18 protein-coding genes and 1 tRNA gene are annotated in these 19,707 nt (G+C 68.7%); 9 read left to right on the forward strand and 10 right to left on the reverse strand.

All coding sequences use genetic code 11. The annotated features are described in order from the left end of the window. The first annotated feature begins 50 nt into the window (after positions 1 to 50). Genes KGA65_RS16700 through KGA65_RS16715 form a run of 4 tightly spaced genes read left to right on the forward strand, consistent with a single transcriptional unit; the run spans position 51 to position 4,419 of the window. Positions 51 to 1,028 carry an ABC transporter substrate-binding protein gene (locus tag KGA65_RS16700; protein ID WP_225864259.1) on the forward strand — a complete coding sequence of 326 codons (978 nt, stop codon included), beginning with the start codon at positions 51 to 53 and terminating at the stop codon, positions 1,026 to 1,028. A gap of 30 nt (positions 1,029 to 1,058) precedes the next feature. Then, positions 1,059 to 2,921, forward strand: a complete 1,863-nt coding sequence (locus KGA65_RS16705) for a sensor histidine kinase (protein WP_225864260.1) — start codon at positions 1,059 to 1,061, stop codon at positions 2,919 to 2,921. Next, a complete protein-coding gene (locus KGA65_RS16710; protein WP_225864261.1) occupies positions 2,918 to 3,304 on the forward strand; it encodes a response regulator in 387 nt (128 codons plus the stop codon). Before KGA65_RS16705 ends, KGA65_RS16710 begins: the two co-directional genes overlap by 4 nt. Beyond that, complete coding sequence (locus tag KGA65_RS16715; RefSeq protein ID WP_225864262.1) at positions 3,301 to 4,419, forward strand: adenylate/guanylate cyclase domain-containing protein; 1,119 nt, start codon at positions 3,301 to 3,303, stop codon at positions 4,417 to 4,419. The genes KGA65_RS16710 and KGA65_RS16715 overlap by 4 nt, the downstream gene beginning before the upstream one ends. A gap of 13 nt (positions 4,420 to 4,432) precedes the next feature. On the opposite strand, the gene KGA65_RS16720 is transcribed toward KGA65_RS16715, so the two are convergent. From KGA65_RS16720 to KGA65_RS16730, 3 genes are all read right to left on the reverse strand, one after another. Then, complete coding sequence (locus tag KGA65_RS16720) at positions 4,433 to 5,020, reverse strand: Crp/Fnr family transcriptional regulator (RefSeq protein WP_225864263.1); 588 nt, start codon at positions 5,018 to 5,020, stop codon at positions 4,433 to 4,435. Between the two features lie 153 nt (positions 5,021 to 5,173). Further along, positions 5,174 to 5,950: a helix-turn-helix transcriptional regulator gene (locus tag KGA65_RS16725; RefSeq protein WP_225864264.1), complete on the reverse strand. Its 777-nt coding sequence runs from the start codon at positions 5,948 to 5,950 to the stop codon at positions 5,174 to 5,176. A 153-nt stretch (positions 5,951 to 6,103) separates the two neighbouring features. Further along, entirely contained in the window at positions 6,104 to 6,742 is a 639-nt protein-coding gene (locus KGA65_RS16730) for an MBL fold metallo-hydrolase (protein ID WP_225864265.1), read from the reverse strand. A 149-nt stretch (positions 6,743 to 6,891) separates the two neighbouring features. Here KGA65_RS16730 and KGA65_RS16735 point away from each other — a divergent pair, with 149 nt between their 5' ends. Further along, positions 6,892 to 7,917, forward strand: a complete 1,026-nt coding sequence (locus KGA65_RS16735) for a polysaccharide deacetylase family protein (protein WP_225864266.1) — start codon at positions 6,892 to 6,894, stop codon at positions 7,915 to 7,917. Here the strand turns inward: KGA65_RS16735 and KGA65_RS16740 are convergent. Both KGA65_RS16740 and KGA65_RS16745 read right to left on the reverse strand, forming a co-directional pair. Beyond that, on the reverse strand, positions 7,905 to 9,290 hold the full coding sequence (locus KGA65_RS16740) for a hypothetical protein (RefSeq protein ID WP_225864267.1): 1,386 nt from the start codon (positions 9,288 to 9,290) through the stop codon (positions 7,905 to 7,907). The genes KGA65_RS16735 and KGA65_RS16740 overlap by 13 nt on opposite strands. A gap of 426 nt (positions 9,291 to 9,716) precedes the next feature. Further along, positions 9,717 to 9,792 (reverse strand) — tRNA-Arg (locus KGA65_RS16745). Between the two features lie 269 nt (positions 9,793 to 10,061). On the opposite strand from KGA65_RS16745, the gene KGA65_RS16750 reads away from it, so the two are divergent. Beyond that, a complete protein-coding gene (locus KGA65_RS16750) occupies positions 10,062 to 10,529 on the forward strand; it encodes a c-type cytochrome (RefSeq protein ID WP_375142650.1) in 468 nt (155 codons plus the stop codon). Positions 10,530 to 10,587: 58 nt separating this feature from the next. On the opposite strand, the gene KGA65_RS16755 is transcribed toward KGA65_RS16750, so the two are convergent. The 4 genes from KGA65_RS16755 to purU are packed head-to-tail and all read right to left on the reverse strand — an operon-like array spanning position 10,588 to position 13,538. Next, positions 10,588 to 11,130 (reverse strand): DUF2946 family protein, encoded by a 543-nt coding sequence (locus KGA65_RS16755; RefSeq protein WP_225864268.1) that lies wholly within the window; start codon positions 11,128 to 11,130, stop codon positions 10,588 to 10,590. Positions 11,131 to 11,146: 16 nt separating this feature from the next. Then, positions 11,147 to 12,115: a YheT family hydrolase gene (locus KGA65_RS16760; RefSeq protein ID WP_225864269.1), complete on the reverse strand. Its 969-nt coding sequence runs from the start codon at positions 12,113 to 12,115 to the stop codon at positions 11,147 to 11,149. A 41-nt stretch (positions 12,116 to 12,156) separates the two neighbouring features. Beyond that, positions 12,157 to 12,618 carry a YybH family protein gene (locus KGA65_RS16765; protein ID WP_225864270.1) on the reverse strand — a complete coding sequence of 154 codons (462 nt, stop codon included), beginning with the start codon at positions 12,616 to 12,618 and terminating at the stop codon, positions 12,157 to 12,159. A gap of 32 nt (positions 12,619 to 12,650) precedes the next feature. After that, positions 12,651 to 13,538 carry a formyltetrahydrofolate deformylase gene (purU, locus tag KGA65_RS16770; protein WP_225864271.1) on the reverse strand — a complete coding sequence of 296 codons (888 nt, stop codon included), beginning with the start codon at positions 13,536 to 13,538 and terminating at the stop codon, positions 12,651 to 12,653. Positions 13,539 to 14,037: 499 nt separating this feature from the next. Here purU and KGA65_RS16775 point away from each other — a divergent pair, with 499 nt between their 5' ends. The 3 genes from KGA65_RS16775 to KGA65_RS16785 are packed head-to-tail and all read left to right on the forward strand — an operon-like array spanning position 14,038 to position 18,242. Further along, positions 14,038 to 15,408, forward strand: coding sequence for a CmpA/NrtA family ABC transporter substrate-binding protein (locus KGA65_RS16775; RefSeq protein WP_225864272.1), 1,371 nt, complete (start codon positions 14,038 to 14,040; stop codon positions 15,406 to 15,408). Positions 15,409 to 15,412: 4 nt separating this feature from the next. After that, a complete protein-coding gene (locus tag KGA65_RS16780) occupies positions 15,413 to 16,375 on the forward strand; it encodes an ABC transporter permease (RefSeq protein WP_225864273.1) in 963 nt (320 codons plus the stop codon). Positions 16,376 to 16,403: 28 nt separating this feature from the next. After that, the gene (locus KGA65_RS16785) at positions 16,404 to 18,242 is read left to right on the forward strand and encodes an ABC transporter ATP-binding protein (RefSeq protein ID WP_225864274.1); all 1,839 of its coding nucleotides are present in this window, start codon (positions 16,404 to 16,406) and stop codon (positions 18,240 to 18,242) included. Positions 18,243 to 18,253: 11 nt separating this feature from the next. Here KGA65_RS16785 and KGA65_RS16790 read toward each other — a convergent pair whose 3' ends face one another. Beyond that, complete coding sequence (locus tag KGA65_RS16790) at positions 18,254 to 19,528, reverse strand: ANTAR domain-containing protein (protein ID WP_225864275.1); 1,275 nt, start codon at positions 19,526 to 19,528, stop codon at positions 18,254 to 18,256. Between the last annotated feature and the right edge of the window lie 179 nt (positions 19,529 to 19,707).

Genomic DNA, 19,707 nt, shown 5'->3' on the forward strand with positions numbered 1-19,707 from the left:
GTCTGATTGGCGGCACGGCACCAGCCTCCGCCCGGCCCCATGCGGTGTTGGTGCTGAGCACCTTCAGCGAGGCCTATGACCAACCAGTCATGGCAGGCCTGCAACGAGAACTGGCCCCGCTGCAGATTCGCGGCGAACCGGTGCGGATCCAGCGGATCCAGTTGGACAGCCAAGCCAGTGAAACCCAGACGCTGCGGCAAGTCAAACAGGCCCTGCCCCGGCAGCCCTGGGACTTGGTGATCACTACCTCGCTAGGCCCTGCACAAAAGGTCCGGCAGTTGAACCCGACAACACCTGTGTTGTTCCGTTCTTCGCCAGACCCGCGCACGATGTGCCTGGTCCGCAGTCTGCGCCAACCCGGCACACCCACCACTGGGTACTTCTCCGAGCTGCCGGCAGAAGGCAAGATGGTGGAGGCGTTAGCGTTGGCCTTTCCCCGACTAACCGGAGTGGCAATGCTGGTGGACGGCCGTTCCTCCAATCCCATCCCGGCCGCCTGCGGTGCCAACTTGCCTAGACCGGCCTGCCGGCCCGGCTTGGTCCCGGACACGGAATTGCCCCTGGCCCTGGATAACCCTGCCGGCTATGCGGATCTCCGCCTGACTACGCGCCGAGCGAGACTACCGTTGCATTTCGTGCGCATCTGCCAGCGTGAAGACCTAATCCGACTAGGGGCGTGGCTGTCTCCAGGCCAGGGTGTTCTTGTCCCCGTCTCCGAAGGCTTCTACCTGGACAGGATCGAGGTGGTGAGCCGTCTGCAAACCCTGCGCCATCCAGTCATCTATAGCGCGAACTACATGCTCCGCGCCGGCGGCCTGATGGCGATCAAGCCCACCTCCGAGCCTACCGACGCTCCGCCGCGCGGCATTGAACTGGCCCGGCGCATTCTGGAAGGCGCGGATCCCGCGCGCATCCCCATCCAGCGCTCGGAAGGCTTCGAATTCATCATCAACCTGCGCGCAGCCCGGGCCATGGGCCTGACGCCGTCCAAGGCGGCCCTGCGGTCGGCCGACCGCCTGTTGCGCTGACCCTCACCCCCGCATCCCCAGCAGTTCACGATGCGTCCCGACCGCCCCCCCGTTGCCGCCCCACCCAGCGCGCCGCCCTCCGCCTCGCTGTGGCGCATGCGGCTGTGGCGCAAGCAGGCCCTGGCCTTCGGGCTGCTGGCCGCGCTGGTCATCCTGTTGTTCGGCGGGGTGGAGGTGTTCTTCGCCTACCGCGAGGCGGTGCGCTCCCTCAGTGCCAGCCAGGCGCTGCTGGCCCGGGAAGCAACAGGCGCCATCCAGGCCGAGCTGGGCTCGATCCAGCGCCACGTGCGGGCCACGGCCGGCCTGCCCTGGGACATTCCTGGCTGGCTGGCCGACAGCGACCGGCGCGATGAGTTCCTGCGCATCCTGAAGCTGGAACCGGCCCTGCAGGACCTGACCCACTACGACGCCCAGGGCCAGCCGCGGGTGCATGTGTCGCGGCTGGCCTTGTCCGAAGTGCCCGGCAGCGATCCGTCCGAGTTCACCCCCGCCACCCGCCTGCGCTGGGCAGACGGTTTGCCACCGGTGCAGGGCAGCATCGAATACGCCGAGGGCTATGAACCGCAGCTGCTGCTGGTGACGCCCGACCCGCGCATGGGCGCCGGGGTCACCGTGGCGCGCGTGAACCTGCGCACGCTGGCCCGCCACCTGGCCCCGGTGCTGCACAACGCCAACCTGGAGGCCTATGCGGTGGACCGGCGTGGGGTGGTGGTGCTGCATGCGGACACCACGCTGATGCTGGCCCAGCGCGCAGCCCCGCAGGGCACCACCACCACCACGGGCCCACGCCAGGCCCTGGCACGCGCCGGGCTGGAGGGCGCCCCGGTGCTGGCCAGCCAGTTCCCCCTGCCCGCACTGGGCTTGCAGCTGGTGATTGAGCAGCCGCGGGCGGTGGCCCTGGCACCGGTCTACAGCACGCTGGTGCGCACCGGCGTGGTCATCCTGCTGGCGGTGGCCGGGGCCATGCTGGCCGCGCTGTGGGTGGTGGGACGGGTGAGCCAGCCCATCCGCGCGCTGCACCAGGGTGCCACCGCGCTGGGCCAGGGGCATCTGGCCACCCGCATCGACGTCCACTCGGGCGACGAGCTGCAGGACCTGGCCGCCCAGTTCAACCACATGGCGGCCAACCTGCAGGAGCTCTACCGCGACATGTCGGCCAAGATCGCGGAGCGCACGCGCGACCTGGAACTGGCCAACCGCCACAAGTCGGAATTCCTGACCAACATGTCGCACGAGTTGCGCACGCCGCTCAACGCGATCATCGGCTTCTCCGATGTGCTGCGCGAGGAGCTGTTCGGCCCGCTGGGCGAGAAGCAGAAGGAATACGCCAACGACATCCATGCCTCGGGCGAACACCTGCTCTCGCTGATCAACGACGTGCTGGACCTCTCCAAGATCGAGGCCGGCCACATGGAACTGGCCCTGAGCGAGATCGACGTGGATGGCGTGTTGCACGGCACGGCCGCGATGATGCGGGAGCGCTGCACCCGCGCCGGGTTGCACCTCCAGCTGGATCTGGACGCAGCGCCGGACACCTGGGTGGTGGACGCGCGCCGCCTCAAGCAGATCTTGCTCAATCTATTGGGCAATGCGGTGAAGTTCACCCCGCCCGGTGGCACAGTCACCGTGCGGGCCGGCGAGAACGAGGCCGAAGGCCTGTGGGTCGAGGTGAGCGACACCGGCGTGGGCATCGCGCCGGAGCACCAGGCCATGGTGTTCGAGGAATTCCGCCAGGTGGGTGACGACATCCTGCGCAAGAGCGAGGGCACCGGCCTGGGCCTGCCGCTGGTGCGGCGCCTGGTGCGCCTGCACGGCGGCGAGGTCACACTGCACAGCCTGCCCGGCCAGGGCGCCACCTTCCATTTCAACCTGCCCCGACAGCCTGAGCCATGACCCTTCCGGTGCTCCACGTCATCGACGACGACAGCCGCAGCCGCAAGCTGGCGGCCGATGTCCTGGCCACCCAGGGCTTTGCCGTGCACCAGGCTGGCACCGCCGCCGAGGCCCAGGCGCAGCTGCTGGCCCACGGGGCCGACCTGGTGCTGCTGGACATCCAGCTGCCCGACAGCGATGGCTTCGCGCTGATCGCCTGGATCCAGCGCCAGCCCAGTCTGGCCGGGGTGCCGGTGGTGGCGCTGACCGCCTCGGTGATGCCCGCCTACCGTGGCCGCATCGACGAGAGCGGCTTTGCCGGCTTCATCGCCAAGCCGCTGTCCTCGGTGCGCGAGTTCGTGAACACGGTGCGCAGCCACCTGCGGCCGCCCACCCGGCCATGAGCCGCACGCCGCGTCTGCTGGTCGTCGACGACCAGGAGAAGAACCGCCGCCTGATGGAGGCCATGCTGGTCAGCCGCGGCTACGAGGTGCTGCTGGCCAGCGGCGGCCAGCAGGGCCTGGCGATGGCCCTGGAACACCAGCCGGACCTGATCCTGCTGGACGTGCTGATGCCCGACCTGGACGGCTTCAGCGTGTGCGCCCAACTGCGCGCGCTGGAGGGCATGCAGGCGGTGCCGGTGGTGATGGTCACCTCGCTGGACGCCAAGGAGGACCGGGTGCGCGGGCTGGACGTGGGCGCCGATGACTTCATCACCAAGCCGGTGGTGAAGGAGGAGCTCTGGGCCCGGGTGCGCTCGCTGCTGCGGGTCAAGGTGCTGTACGACGAGGCCCAGCGCCAGCGGGCCGAACTGGCCGCCTGGTCCTTCACGCTGGAGCAGCGCGTGAGCGAGAAGGTGCAGGAGGTGGAGCGGCTCTCGCAGCTCAAGCGCTTCTTCTCGCCCGCGCTGGCCAGCCGGCTGGTGGCCGGGGCCCAGGGCGACATCCTGCGCAGCCACCGGCGCGAGATCACCGTGCTGTTCGCCGACCTGCGGGGCTTTTCCGCCTATGCGGAGCGGGTCGACGCGCAGGCGCTGATGGACATGTTGCGCGAGTTCCATACCGCCATGGGCGAGCTGGTGTTCCAGCACGAGGGCACGCTGGAGCGCTTCACCGGCGATGGCTTCATGGTGTTCTTCAACGACCCGGACCCCCAGGCGGACCACAGCCTGCGGGCCGTGAAACTGGCCCTGGCCATGCGCGACCGGGCCCGGCCGCTGCAAGCGCGTTGGCAGTTCCTGGGGGGCCCGGCGGGCCTGGGCATCGGCCTGAGCCGGGGCGAGGCCACGCTGGGGGCCATCGGCTTCGAAGGGCGGCTGGACTATGCCGCGATCGGCTCCGTCACCAACCGGGCGGCCCGGTTGTGCACGGCCGCCCAGCCGGGCGAGATCCTGGCCTGCGACCACGCTGCCCAGACGGTGGCGGGGGCGGTGCAGTTCGGCCCCACCCGCTGGCTGGACCTGCGGGGCCTGGGCGCCGGGCAAGCCTGCCACCCGGTGCTGGACCTGCAACCGGCCTGAACCAGCCGCGCGCCTACCAGCGGTGCGGCAGGGCACGCAGCAAGCGGACGCGCCCCCGCTGCTGGGCCAGGTAGCCGCCCTTTTCCAGGTCCTTCATCAGCCGGCTGACCATCTCGCGCGAACAGCCGATGCGGTTGGCAATGTCCTGGTGCGTCAGACACACCTCCACCCCCACGCCGTCCGAGCCGAGCTGGGCGCTCTCGGCCCCCAGCAGCAGGCGCAACCGCCCATAAACATCGTTGAGGGCCAGCCGCTTGGCCGACAGCGTGACCGAACGGGCCCGCTGGATCACCATGGCCAGCAGCTCAAAGGCAAATTCGGGCTGCTCGGCGATGTAGCGCAGCAGCGTCTCACGCGTCAGCACCACACAGACGCTGGGTTCCAGCGTCATCACGCTGGCCGAGCGGGTGCCACCATCCAGGCTCATCTCACCGACGCACTCGCCAGCGCCGAAGCTGCCGTAAGTGATCTCCCGGCCCTGGTCATCGGCGCCAAAGGCGCGCAGCAACCCATGGAGGATGACGTACAAGGTGTCCCCGTGATCCCCCTCCTGGATGATCAGCGTCCCCTTGGCATAGCGCCGCACATCGCCCCGCCTCACCAGCCGCTGGAAGTGCGGGGAGAGGCGCAGGACGGCGGGAAAGTCAGCCAGTCCCGGACCGGGAACGCTGGCAAACGATGAAGGCCCTGGTGCAACCATGCCTCATCTTAGCCGGCCCGGCGGTGTCACCCGCCGGGACCGGGGATCCCCGGGTCAGTTGCGCACGCCGCCCAGCACGCTGAACAGGACGCCCATGTCCGAGAAGCCCGCCGAACGGGTCTCGCCCGACTGGCGCAGCGTGCCCACCAGCGGCGGCAGCACGGCCACCTGATGGATCAGGCTGCGGATGCTGTCCGAACCCGTCTTGGCCCGGATGTTGGCGATCTGGGTGCGCACCGTGGAGATGGCCACGCCATGGGACGTGGCGATCTTGGCCGGGCTGTCGCCGTCGCACAGGGCCACCAGCACCTGCTCCTCGCCCGGCGAGAGCTTGTGCGCCCGGGCAAAGCCCTGCACCGACAGGACGCCGCAGACCTGGCTCTTGCCCAGCACCAGCAGCGTGGCCGCAGCCGAGGATTCTCCCGGCAGCAACGGCAGTGGCACGACGGACACGCCGGCGCGCTGCTCGCCATCGCCCAGCGACAGCAGGCGGCGCAGGCCGCGGCGGCCGGCGCCTTGCAGGGCGTCCACCAGCGCGGTCTGGTCACGCAGGTCACGGGCGCGGAGTTGGCGCCCTTCGAGCATCAGTGGATGCTGGCCTTCCAGTTCCATCCGGGCGGCGTGGTTGGCGTGCATCACGCTGCCATCCTCGCCGATCATCACGAGGCCGTAGTCGATCTCGTCCAGCGCCAGGGCCATCAAACGGGCCATCAGGGCGGCGCCGGAGCGACGCTCAGGACCGCGGTAAGAAATGGCCCGCGTCAGTGCCGGCCAGGGGGTGCGCGGCGTGACAGTGCCGACGGACGGGGTGGGTTGGTTTTGTTCGAACACGGCTGACCTCCTTGATTTGAAGCCAGTGCGTCCATCCGCCTGTGGATGTCGATGACTCCAAGGCCTTCAGCTTAGAAGCCGGCCCTGCTAGTCCACCGTTAAGTTTGCACGGTCACTTGTGTGATGAATTCACACTCCGCGCCGCGGCAAGCCTCAAGTCCCCCCTAAATAGGGATTGAAACGACGTTCCCGGCCAAAAGTGCTCTCCGGGCCATGGCCGGGGATGAAGACCGTGTCGTCGCCCATCGGCCACAGACGCTCGGTGATGCTGGCGATCAGCGTGTCGTAGTCGCCCCCCGGGAAATCCGTGCGACCAATGGAGCCGGCGAACAGCACATCGCCCACAAAGCAGCGTTGGGCTTCGGCATGGTGGAACACCACATGGCCCGGCGTGTGACCCGGGCAATGGCGCACCACCACCTCGGTGTGGCCCAGCGCAACGGTGTCCAGATCGGACAGCCAGCGGGTCGGGGTGAAAGGCTCGGCCGGCGGAAAACGGAACATCCGGCTTTGTTCGGGCAGTTGCTCAATCCAGAACTGATCGCCCCGGTGGGGGCCGATGATCGGCAGGCCCAGGCGCCGCGCCATCTCGCCAGTGCCCCCGGCGTGGTCGATGTGGGCATGGGTGAGCCACAGTGCGGTGGGCGTGACCGCCAGGCGCTGCATCTCGGCGATCAGTCGGTCCACCTCGCCGCCGGGATCGATCACCGCGGCCTGCAGCGTCTCATCGCACCAGACGATGGAGCAGTTTTGCTGGAAGGCGGTGACGGGAACGGTGAGGTAGCGCAGCATCGTCGGCAAAGAAAGGTCATCCGGGGAAGGACGCCCTTCCCTCGCGTCCGATGTTAGTCGGGACGGCGCCCGACCGCTCAGGCGGCCAAGAAAAGGTCCGCCCGAACCGATTGGCATGGACAAGACCCCCAACTACCATCGTCCATGCCATGCTCCAGGAACCCACGTCCGCCAACGCCTCCACACCGGCCCCGCCCGACGGACCGGACACTCGCTTCGGCCCCTTGCGCACCCACGGACGGTTCGACTATCTGCCGATCACAGCGCGTGACCGCTATCGCTGGCCCAATGGCGCCCGTCTGGCGGTGTATCTCGGCTTCAACCTGGAGCACTTCGCCTTCGGCGAGGGCCTGGGCGCGAACCTCGGCCCACCGTCACCGCAACCCGACGTGCTGAACTTCAGCTGGCGGGAGTACGGCAACCGGGTGGGCGCCTGGCGCTGCCTGGATCTGTTCAGCGACCTGTCACTGCCCGCGGCCGCGATCCTCAACACGGCCTTGCTCGACCATTGCCCGGAACTCATCGAAGCCTGCCGGGCCCGCGGCGATGAGCTGGTGGCGCACGGCCACACCAATGCGCACCGACAGAGCGACCTCTCCCGCGAACACGAGGGGGATCTGATCCGCCACTGCCGAGAGCGCATCGCCGCCGCCACCGGGCAGGCGCCCACCGGCTGGCTGTCGCCCTGGATCTCGGAGACGGCCGACACCTGCGACCTGTTGGCGCGGGAGCACTACCGCTACACGCTCAACTGGTGCCACGACGACCGGCCGGTGCGCATGCGCACGGCCCATGGCCCGCTGTGGGCCGTGCCCTATCCGCAGGAAGTGAACGACATCCCGATGATCATCGGCCGGCAGCTCGACGGCGCCGCCTTCGCCGACATGATCATCGACCAGTTCGAGGAGATGCGCAGGCAGGCAGACCATCCCACGCGGGGCCAGCCGCTGGTGATGGGCATTGCGCTGCATCCCTATCTGGTCGGACAGCCCTACCGGCTGCGCCACCTGCGGCGTGCGCTCACGGGCATCGCGCAGGCGGCTCAGGCGGGAGACATCTGGGTGACGACCCCCGGGGCCATCGGTGCCCACATGGCCGTTGTCGAGGGTCAAGGCGACACGGCCATGTCGCCACGCACTGCGGTCGACGGGCAGAGCGGAACTCAGTTGGCCTGAAGCGTGAAGGCGCGCTCCAGAATGAGTTCCTGCGCCTTGGGGCGGGTCTGGGTGGCCGGGTCCAGATAGGTCCGCGAGGTGATCTTCATGTTGGTGCCAAACGGCACACCCACCGGGTTGTCGGCCGTGGGCTGCGGAATCGTCAGGCAGACGGGCTCGCCCGTGCAGTCATAGCTGATGGTCAGCGCATAAAGCTGGCTGTAGAGGGCGTAGCGCGGGTCGCTCGGATCCGTGATGCCCGCCATCTTCAGGGCGGAGCCGGCCAGCGCGGTGTTGTTGATCGCGACGACGCCGGTGTTGTTGTTCAGGTTCACCACCGAGTCACTGGTGTAGGTGGCCTTGCCGCTCTTCACATGGTCCACCCCGACAACCAGGATCTTGTCCTTCAGTTTGGCGGGGGTGTACTGGTAGGCGTCTTGCAGGTAGATGGCGTCGGGGTTGTCGCCATTGCAGACCTCGCCCATGTCCGCGCAGTAGTAGTTCTTGGTCTGCTGCAGCGTGGCCGCCACGTTGTTCTCGGTGATCGTGTACGCGGCGGCGTACTTGGCCTTGAGCTCGTTGACCAGTTGGTTGCGGGCCTGCTTCAGGTGGTCGGGCTCGGCCACGCCTTCACCCGGCACCTTGTAGGCGGGGGTGGGCAGGGGGGTCGACTCGCGCGATGCCAGCAGGGAGAGCTTCAGCGCGTTGATCGGAGCTGACGCCAGGTAGTCTGAGAAGGCGCTCTTGTTCGTGGGGTAAGCCGCCCGCATGAACAACGAATAGGTGTCGGCATCCGGGCCGGTGCCCATGTTCAGCGGCACGGCGGTGATCGGCAGGGCCAGCAGGTTGATGCCGGTGGTCGGGTAGCCCAGCGCGGTCAACTGGTTCACCACGTCCGAATAGGTGCGGCTGTCGGCCGTCATCACGAACACGGCCAGTTGGCTGAACGGCGCACCGCCAGGCGTGGGAGAACCCGCCGTCATGATGTCCAGTTGGTTGACGGAGTCATTCAGGGATTCAAACAACACCACCCTGCCCGACTTGGTCGGATCCGAGGGCAAGGGAGCGTAGTAGCGCGTGTTCAGGTAACTGGTGATGCCCAAGTAGCCCAGTTCGGGGGGCGTCTGCATGATGAGAACCAGGGCATCGGTCTTGTCGAGCCGGGTGGCGTAGTTCACGCTCCCCTTGAAGACGGCCGTTCCATACGGGGAATCTGGGTTGGCGCCATAGCAGTTCGTCATGCCGGCCGCGAAACAGGATTCCGGGGTGACAAAGGTCCAGGGGTATTGCTGGACGCTGAACGTGGTCGAGATGCCTGTGATGAACTGGTTGGTCAGGGTCTGGTAGTCATTGGCCGACCACAGGCGGACGGACGCCGCTGCCTGCGTGGCCATAACGGCAGGTGAGGCATGGACAGACGCCATGCCGAGAAGGCAGGACAGGGCGGCAAGCGCGAACTGGGGCTTCATGGAGGCTCCTGGAGAGGGGCAGACAGACGTGCATGACGCAAACAACCAGCACCCTCCAGCGGGTGCATGTGCATACCGCTAGTGGGCAGGTAAACCCTAGAGCTTGGCATCCTCTGACCTGAGGACTCGCCCGTCACATCCGGTCCGAAGGACCTGCGTCGCCCCACGGACCTGAGCCGTCAACGCGGCGCAAGCTGGGAAAAGCCAAGCAAGCAATGGGCCGAGAGGCCGGAAGAGGTGTCCTGTCTGGGTCAGACAGCAACGGTCTGACCGCCATCAACAGGCTCAAATGAGAACCCGGAGGATGGGTTCAAACGTCGTCACACGGCAGACCTTGTCGGCAAGACAAGGTGGCGCGCCCGGCTGGGATCGAACCAGCGACCCCTGGCTTCGGAGGCCAGTACTCTATCCACTGAGCTACGGGCGCGAAGTGTGGAAAGCATTGCATTCTAGCAGGCTCGCTGGCCCACCCGGACAGGGCCGTGGCGCAGGCCGGGAAATGAAGGGCCCTTGCCTATAATCAGAAAGCCTGCGATGCGTGGGGGCTATCCTGCGCGTTTTGTCCAGGATCGTGCGCCCGGTCTGCCTGCCACGATCCGCCGTCCACACCGTCCAGCGAACGAGGATTTCATGCGCCAAGCTCAAGACGCCCAACAGGCCTGCCAAGGGTCGACCAGGATGCACAAGCCGTCTGTGATGGGGACGTGGTCCGCCATCGTCCTGGCCATGGCCCTGCCCGGCGCCCTGCTGTCGGGCTGCAGCGGCCAGAGCGCCGGCGGTGACGAGCAAGCCATTGCGACCCGCATCCAGCCCGTGGGCACGGTGGAACTGTCGGCCGCCACCGGCGGCGGCGGCGGCAACCGCACCGGTGAAGAGGTCTTCAAGGCCGTGTGTGCCAGCTGCCATGCCACCGGCGCGATGGGCTCGCCCAAGTTCGGGGATGCCGCCGCCTGGGGGCCGCGCATCGCCACCGGCTACGACGCCCTGCTGCATTCGGCCCTGAACGGCAAGAACGCCATGCCGGCCAAGGGGGGCGCCACCGACCTGGCCGAGGTGGAAGTCGCGCGTGCCGTGGTCTACATGGCCAATGACGCCGGCGCCAAGTTCCCTGAGCCCAAGGCCCCGGCCGACGCGGCCAGCGGAGCCGCCAGCGGCGCCCAATAAGGCGTTCAGCGCCTGCCGACGACAGCCGCCCATGGGGCGGCTTTTTCATGCCCGCGCCTCAGGAGCGGGTGGCGGCCAGCGGGCTGCGCACAAAGCCGAAGCGCGCCGGCAGCTCGGCCGCACGCACGGGCTGCGGGTGCCAGCGCCCGGCCTCGACTTCGTCGGCGGCCACCGTCATGTCCTGGCTGTGCACCAGCCCCAGGCCCCGCTCGGTCTGCAGGTACAGGTGGCCGGTCTCGTCCAGCCAGAGGCCTTGCACCGCCCCCGCCGGCCACCCGGTGTGGGCCTGGATCTGCACCCCGCCCGCCGCGTCGCGCCGCAGGCGCCAGACCAGCGGTGTGGCCTCCAGCTCGACATAGACACGCTGCGGCCCATTCTGGAAGTACCAGCAACCCTGGGCATCGGCCTCGTAGTTGCGTTCGATGAACTCGCGCAGCTTGTCGTGCTGGATGCGGCTGCCCTTGCTCAGCGGGAAGGGCCCGGCGGCCTGGGTGCGGTCGTCGCGCATGTACCAGTCGCCCCGCGCGTCCAGCCCCAGCCAGCCATAGCAGTGGGGCACATGCGGCCACTTGGCCAGGGCCGCCTTCACCATCTCGTCCATCGCAGGCTCCTCGTCGTCAGCAGGGTGTGGCCAGCCAGTTCGCCACGGCCTCGGGCATGCACAGCACATGCCCGGGGAAGCGCCCGGCCGGAAAGCCCACGTGGCCACCGTGCGGGGGTTGCCACAGCGTGACCCAGCGGCCGACCGCCCCGGCCCGGGGCAGGCTGGCGATGGGCACGAAGGGGTCGTTGCGGGCGTTGAGGGCCAGTGCCGGCACCCGGATGCGGGCCAGGTGCGGCTTGGCCGAGGCGCGGGACCAATAGTCCTCCACACCCCGGAAGCCGTGCAAGGGGGCCGTGAACAAATCGTCGAATTCGTGCAGCGTGCGGGCCCGGCGCAGCCGCTCGCCATCGAACAGGCCCGGGTACTGCGCCAGCTTGGCCCAGGCCTTGGGCTTCATCGTGCCCAGGAACATGCGGCCATAGACCTGGTGGCTGAAGCCCCGGTCGATCGCCCGCCCGCCGGCGGTCAGGTCCAGCGGCGAACAAACGGCCGCCACCGCCGACACCACGCGGGCCGCGGTCTCGCCAGCCTCGCCAGCCCAGCGCAGCAGCGCATTGCCGCCCAGCGACACCCCCACCGCGCGCAGCGGCGCCGCACTGCGGGCGCGCAGACGCCCGAGGATCCAGCCAATCTCTTCGTGGTCGCCCGAGTGGTAGGCCCGGGGTGCCCGGTTGATCTCGCCCGAGCAGCCCCGGAAGTGCGGCACCGCGTAGGACCAGCCGCGCCGGGCCGCCACCTCGGCAAAGGCCTGGGCATAGGGGCTGGCCGACGAGCCCTCCAGACCGTGGAACAGCACCAGCCAGGGCGCGGCGGGGTCGGCGGCGGGCCGCAGGTCCACGTCGATGAAATCGCCGTCGGGGGTGTCCCAGCGTTCGCGCTGGAACTGCGGGGCTGGCCCGCGGTGGGCGCGCGAAACCCGCGCCGCCCAGATGGTCTGCAGGTGGCCGCCAGGTAGCCAGGACGGGGCCAGGAACGACTGCATCGGCCTTCGCTCAGGCCCGCAAGACGGCGTGGGCGCCCATCTCAGTGCAGCACGGCCGGGGTCTCGATGATCTCCGGCAGTTCGTCCTCGGAGGCGGGGCTGGCATGGTGCGCCACCATGCGCCAGCCCAGCGTCGTCTTCAGGTAGACGTTGGTGGCCATGACCCAGCCGACGCGCGGGCTGCCCTGGCTGCCCAGCATCTCGATGCGCTCCATCACGCTGTGCACGGCGCAGCCCAGGGTCTGGGTGCGGCGCACGTTCTCGGGTTGGATGGACACCGGGCCGTTGGCGCAGATGGCCTCGAAGGCCGCCCGCACCGCCGCCAGGCCGACCAGGCGCGGGCCGCCCGGGTGCACGCACAGCGGCTCATCCTCTTCGGACCAGACGGCCATGACCTTGTCGATCTCGGCCTCGCGCAGCCCTTCATAGAACTGCGCCTCGACATCATCCGGCGAGGCCATCAGCGCGGCGGTCTGGGCTTTGGCGCGGGGGGACGACGGCATGGGCAGGCTCCGAAAAGGGCAAGGTCAGGGGGTCAGCGGAAGACCACCGTCTTGTGGCCGTTGATCAGCACGCGGCGCTCCACGTGCCAGCGCACCGCGCGGGCCAGCACCACGCATTCCACGTCGCGGCCGACGGCGGTCAGGTCCTCGGCCGAGAGGGAGTGGTCCACCCGGGCCACGTCCTGCTCGATGATCGGGCCTTCATCCAGTTCCGGCGTCACGTAGTGGGCGGTGGCGCCGATCAGCTTCACGCCGCGGGCATGGGCCTGGTAATAGGGCTTGGCGCCCTTGAAGCTGGGCAGGAAGCTGTGGTGGATGTTGATGGCGCGCCCGCGCAGCTGCTCGCAGAACTCGCGCGAGAGGATCTGCATGTAGCGCGCCAGCACCACCAGGTCGATGCGCTCGGACGCGATCAGCCCCTCGATCTGCTTTTCCTGGGCGCGCTTGGTCTCGGCGTCCGAACCGCCCGCCAGCGGCAGGTGGAGGAACGGGATGCCGTAGCTCTCGACCAGGGACTGGAAGGTGGTGTGGTTGGAAACGATGGCCGGGATGTCCACCGCCAGCTGGCCGCTCTTCCAGCGGAACAGCAGGTCGTTCAGGCAGTGGCCATGCTGGCTGACCATCAACAGCAGGCGCGGGCGCTGGGCCGCGGCGCGGATGCGGGCCTCCATGCCGAACTGCTCGCGCACATGGGCGAACAGGTTCTCCAGCGTGGCCACATCGGCCAGGTGCGGCGGGGCCTGGAAATGCACCCGCATGAAGAACAGGCCGGTGGCACCTTCGCCCTGCACGTCGCCGAACTGCTGCGAGTCGATGATGTTGCAGCCGGCCTGGTAGAGCAGGCCCGAGACGTTGTGGACGATGCCCGTCGTGTCGACGCACGACAGGGTCAGGATGAATTCTTCTTCGGGGCGGGACATGATGGGCCGATTGTACGGAGCCCCTGCCGGGGCCGGCCCCGCGCGCCGATCCACCTGTTCTGGTGCGGTTCAGCCGTTTGATGCGCCTAAATCGGGCACCGATGGCACATGTTGAGGCACGGGCGACCGCCGCTCCCGGGGCACTCCCAGGGAAACGGGCCTGGCACGCGGGTTGCATATGACTTCCCCGTGACCCGTCCAGGTCACACGGTCAGGTTGTAAGGTACCAGAGCGGTTTTTGGACACAGGCGCCTCCCGGGCATCGTTTCCGGTGAGCCAGGAGGCGCCTTCTTTTTTACCCGCTCATCCTGCACTGACTGCTGCGCTCCAGGCGCCAGACCAACGACGGTCGGCCCGCCACACTCCCGCACCGCGCTGCACACGCTGCAGCGTGCGTCATCCCCCCAAGCGTCTCCATCACCCGGCCTGCGCCGGCGCCCGATGAAGACGCTTTTTGTTTTTCCGCCCCGCCCTTGTTTCCAGGCCTTCAGGAGAAGCCATGTCCTCGTCCAAAACCGTGATCGATCGTCGCCGCTTTGTCGCCGGGGCTGCCGCCCTGGCGGGTTCTGCCGGCCTGAGCCTGCCCGCGCTGGCCCAGAAGGCCGGCCGGCCGGAGAAGGAGGCACTGAAGTTCGGCTTCATCAAGCTCACCGACTGCGCCCCGCTGGTCATCGCCTACGAGAAGGGCTACTTCGAGGACGAAGGCCTGAACGTGCAGCTGGAGGCCCAGGCCAACTGGAAGGTGTTGCTCGACCGCGTGATCGACGGCCAGCTCGACGGCGCGCACATGCTGGCCGGCCAGCCGCTGGGCGCGGCCATCGGCTTCGGCACCAAGGCCGACATCGTCACCGCCTTCAGCATGGACATGAACGGCAATGCCATCACCGTGTCCAACGCCGTCTGGGCCGAGATGAAGAAGAACCTGCCGATGCAGGGCGGCAAGGTGGCGCACCCGATCAAGGCCGATGCCCTGAAGAAGGTGGTCGACGCCTGGAAGAAGGAAGGCAAGACCTTCAAGATGGGCATGGTCTTCCCGGTCTCCACCCACAACTACGAGCTGCGCTACTGGCTGGCGGCCGGCGGCCTGAACCCCGGCTACTACACCCCCGGCGACATCAGCGGCACCAAGAATGCGGACGTGCTGCTCTCGGTCACCCCGCCGCCGCAGATGCCCGCCACCATGGAGGCCGGCACCATCAACGGCTACTGCGTGGGCGAGCCCTGGAACCAGCAGGCCGTGGTCAAGGGCATCGGCGTGCCGGTGGTGACCGACGACGAGATCTGGAGGGGCAACCCCGAGAAGGTCTTCGGCGTCACCAAGGCCTGGGCCGAGAAGTACCCCAACACCCACATCGCCGTCGTCAAGGCCCTGATCCGCGCGGGCAAGTGGCTGGACGCCTCCATGGCCAACCGCGTCGAGGCGGTCAAGCTGCTGTCCAAGTCCCAGTACGTGGGTGCCGACGCCGCGGTGATCGGCAACAGCATGACCGGCACCTTCGAGTACGAGAAGGGCGACAAGCGCCCGGCGCCGGACTTCAACATCTTCTTCCGCAACTACGCGACCTACCCGTTCTACAGCGACGCCATCTGGTACCTGACCCAGATGCGCCGCTGGGGCCAGATTGCCGAAGCCAAGCCCGACAGCTGGTACCTCGACACGGCCAAGAAGGTCTACCGCCCGGACATCTACCTGAAGGCGGCCCAGGCCCTGATCGCCGAGAAGAAGCTGGCGGACAACGAGGTGCCCAAGACCGACGGCTTCAAGGGCGTGCAAAGCGGCTTCATCGATGGCGTGAACTACGACGGCCGCAAGCCCAACGACTACCTCGCCAAGTTCAAGATCGGCCTGAAGGCCCACGACAAGGTGTGATGCCATGGAACTCGCTGCCAAGTTGATTGCCCCGCTGCGCGACCCGCGCGAACTGGCCCGCAAGGCGCTGATGTCGCTGGGCGTGCCCCTGGTCGCCTTCGCGATCTTCCTGATGCTGTGGTCTGCCGTGGCCTCGCGCATCCAGACCAGCCTGGGCGCCGTCCCCGGCCCCATGGCGGTGGCCCAGCAGGCCGTGGCCCTGGTGCAGGACCACTTCGCCGAGCGCGAACGGGAGAAGGCCTTCTACGAACGCCAGGCCAAGCGCAATGCCGAGCGCCTGGCCGAAGACCCCAGCTACCAGCCGCGCGACTTCCGGTGGACCGGCAAGCGCACCTACATCGACCAGATCCTGACCAGTCTGAAGACGGTGTTCACCGGCTTCCTGCTGGCCACCGTGGTCGCCGTGCCGCTGGGCATCCTGGCCGGCACCTCCAAGGTGGTGCAGGCGGCCATCAACCCGATGGTGCAGCTGTTCCGCCCGGTCTCGCCGCTGGCCTGGCTGCCCATCGTCACGCTGATCGTCAGCGCGGTCTACGTGACCAGCGGCGAGCCGATGTTTGAGAAGTCCTTCCTGATCTCGGCCATCACCGTGACGCTGTGCTCGCTGTGGACCACGCTGATCAACACCGCCATCGGCGTGACCTCGGTCGACAAGGACCTGGTCAACGTCGGCAAGGTGCTGCAGCTGCCACTGGGCACCCGGGTGCGCAAGATCATCCTGCCCTCGGCCCTGCCCTTCATCTTCACCGGCATGCGCCTGTCGCTGGGCGTGGGCTGGATGGTGCTGATCGCCGCCGAGATGCTGGCCCAGAACCCCGGCCTGGGCAAGTTCGTCTGGGACGAGTTCCAGAACGGCAGCGCCGATTCGCTCAGCCGCATCATGGTCGCGGTGTTCACCATCGGCGGCATCGGCTTCGCGCTGGACCGCCTGATGCAGATGCTGCAGAACCTGGTCGCCCCGCGCTGAGGCGCCCCCACCGTCACTGAGGTCCGCCATGAACGTCGCCGTTCTGCCCCGTCCCGTGTCCGAAGACGCCGCCGCCCTGCCGCCCCACATGCGCCTGGTGCCCGCCACCGCCGCCCTGGAACTCCGCAACGTCTGCAAGGCCTACGGCCAGGGCAGCGGCCGCACCGAGGTGTTGCACGGGCTGAACCTGCGGGTGGAACCGGGTGAGTTCGTCGCCATCGTCGGCTTCTCCGGCAGCGGCAAGACCACGCTGATCAACCTGCTGGCCGGCCTGACCACGGCCGACAGCGGCGAGGTGCTCAAGAATGGCCAGCCCATCACCGGGCCGGGGCCGGACCGCGGCATCGTGTTCCAGAGCTACTCGCTGATGCCCTGGCTGAGCGTGCGCGAGAACGTGGCCCTGGCGGTGGACCGCGTGGCCCAGGGCAAGACGACCGCAGAGCGGGCCGCCATGGTCCAGCGCTATGTCTCGATGGTGGGCCTGACCCCGGCCATCGACAAGAAGCCGGCCCAGCTCTCGGGCGGCATGCGCCAGCGGGTCTCGGTGGCCCGCGCCCTGGCCACCGACCCCGACGTGCTGCTGCTCGACGAGCCGCTGTCAGCCCTGGACGCCCTGACCCGCGCCAACCTGCAGGACGAGATCGTCCGCATCTGGAGCGAGGACCAGAAGACGGTGGTGCTGATCACCAACGACGTCGACGAGGCGCTGATGGTGGCCGACCGCATCATCCCGCTGGAGATCGGCCCGCGCGCCCAGCTGGGCCCGTCCTTCACGGTGGACATCCCCCGCCCGCGCGACCGCCGCGCGATGAACCACGACGCCCGCTTCCAGCAGCTGCGCGCCGAGATCACCCAGCACCTGATCGCGCTGTCGCAATCGGCCGCGGCCGGCCAGGGCGGCCAGGTGGTGCCGCTGCCGGTGCTGACCCCGCGCCACGGCGCCGAACGCCCCGAGGCCCGCCGCACGCCCACGCTGGCCCGCCTGCTGGGCCTGCGCCATGCCGAGCTGGCCGAACGCATCGAAGCCGAAGCGGCCCTGCCCGACATGCCCACGCCGGACACCGACCGGGCCCCGCGCAGCGGCGACGAGCGTTTCGTCGAGTTCTCCCAGCTCATCAAGGTCTACCCCACGCCCAAGGGCCCGCAGACCGTGGTGGACGGCTTCGACCTCAAAGTCCGCAAGGGCGAGTTCATCTCGGTCATTGGCCACTCGGGCTGCGGCAAGTCCACCGTGCTGTCGATGATGGCCGGCCTGACCGACATCACCGACGGCGTGATCATCCTGGACGGTCGGCAGGTCACCCACGCCGGGCCGGACCGCGGTCTGGTGTTCCAGGCCCCCAGCCTGGTGCCCTGGCTGAGCGCCTTCGACAACGTGATGCTGGGCGTGGCCAAGGTCTTCCCGCACGCCAGCGAGGCCGAGCGCCGCGACACCGTCAGCTACTACCTGAACCGCGTGGGCCTGGGCTCGGCCCTGCACAAGCACGCCAGCGAGCTGTCCAACGGCATGAAGCAGCGCGTGGGCATTGCCCGGGCCTTCGCCCTGCAGCCCAAGATGCTGCTGCTCGACGAACCCTTCGGCATGCTGGACTCGCTGACCCGCTGGGACCTGCAGGAAGTGCTGATGGAGGTCTGGGCCCGCAGCCAGGTGACCGCGATGATGGTGACCCACGATGTGGACGAGGCCATCCTGCTGGCCGACCGCGTGGTGATGATGACCAACGGCCCGCGCGCCAGGATCGGCAAGCTCATGGACGTGCCGCTGGAGCGCCCTCGCACCCGCGAGGCCCTGCTGGCCCACCCGCAGTACTACGCGCTGCGCGAGGAACTGATCGGCTTCCTGGAAGACTGCGGCAGCCAGCACTGAGCCCATGCCCCTCAGGACATGATGAGCTGCAGGCTGCGCTCGTAGCTGTCGGTCAGGCGGTGGAACAGGTCCAGCAGGGCGTCGCTGGAGGCCGCCAGCACGCCCTGCACATCGATGCCCGGCCCACCGCGCAGGGCGCGCAAGAGGCGCAGCCATTCGTCGCGGGCGGCGCCCAAGGTTTCGCGGATGTCCGGGGTGGACAGCGGCGCCTGCTCCAGCTCGCGCAGCGTGGCCTCGAAGTCGTCCATCAACGCCGGCAGCAGCGCCAGCCGCTCGGGCTGGCTCAACAGACCGGCCAACAGGGCCTGCTTGGCCAGACGCTGCACCCGCATGCGCTGACGCCCGCACAGGTTGACGATGCGCAGCCCACCGCGCGCGCCGCCCGCCTCCAGCGCGGCGGTCAAGGTTTCGGCGGCCTGCAGCAAGGCTTCGGCGCGGGCATCGGCCTCCGCCAGCAGCGGCAGGCCCGGCTTGCCGGCCAGGCTCTGGCGCAGCGCGGCCCAGGCGCTCTCGGCGCCTTGCAGCGCGTCGCGCAAGGCCGCTGGCTGCGCCTCCAGCATTGGCAGGCCGGCCAGATGGGCCAGGTTGTCCTGCAGGCGCCGCGCGGCCTCATCCTGTGCCGCCCGCGCCCGCTTGACCTCCACAGCGGCCTGGCGCTGCGCGGCCAGCTTGACCAGGCGCTGCGACAGCATGCGCAGCTGGCCGGCGCGGTTGACCGCCTCGGCCCACTGGGCCGCCTCGATCACCGAGCGGGACAGGTCGCCCAGCCGCAGGTTGGCATGCATGGAGGCGCCGCGCAGCAGGCGGAAGGCCTCGTCCTCGCTGATGCCACGGGCGTTCATCAGCACCCCCTTGGCCTTGTCCACCCAGATGCGCTCCTCCAACTGGCGGCGCTGCTGCTGCTGCGCGGTGCGCAGGGCCTGCTCGTGCGTCCAGCGGGCGGCGTCCCACTGCAGGGCGCGACGCAGCAGCGCCGGGTCCTGCAACACGGTGCGCGGCCACCAGCCCGTCAGGCCCTGGTCCAGCCAAGTCTGCGGCGGCACCGCCGCCGGCAGCTCACCCACGCAGCTGACGGGCCCATTCAGCGCGGCCAAGCCCTGCGCCGGCCAGGCCTCGGCCGTCAGCACGATCTGAACCGGTGCAGTGCCCGCATCGGATGCACCGTCCTGGCGCAGGCGCAGAGCGTCCAGCCCCTCGCAGCGAACCGGCGGATCGGATCCTGCCAGGGCCGTCAGCAGCGCCTGGTCCCCCGATCCCGCGAGGACAACGAATGAGAAAGTCGACATGGGTGCAACGGTGCTCCGGGGCCGAGGATAGTCCATCCCCTGCCGGCCCGAGTTGGCATGCGGGTTGCATGCCAGGAGGCCACCAGTGTGACGATGCACTGCCCTGGTGAGGCTTCTGCAACGGAAGCCGTCCGGCCCGAACCGGCACCGATGACCTGTCTGGCGTGCGCCCTGTTCTT

Origin of the sequence: Ideonella benzenivorans, from assembly GCF_020387415.1 — a bacterium.
GTDB classification, from domain to species: Bacteria; Pseudomonadota; Gammaproteobacteria; order Burkholderiales; family Burkholderiaceae_C; genus Ideonella; species Ideonella benzenivorans.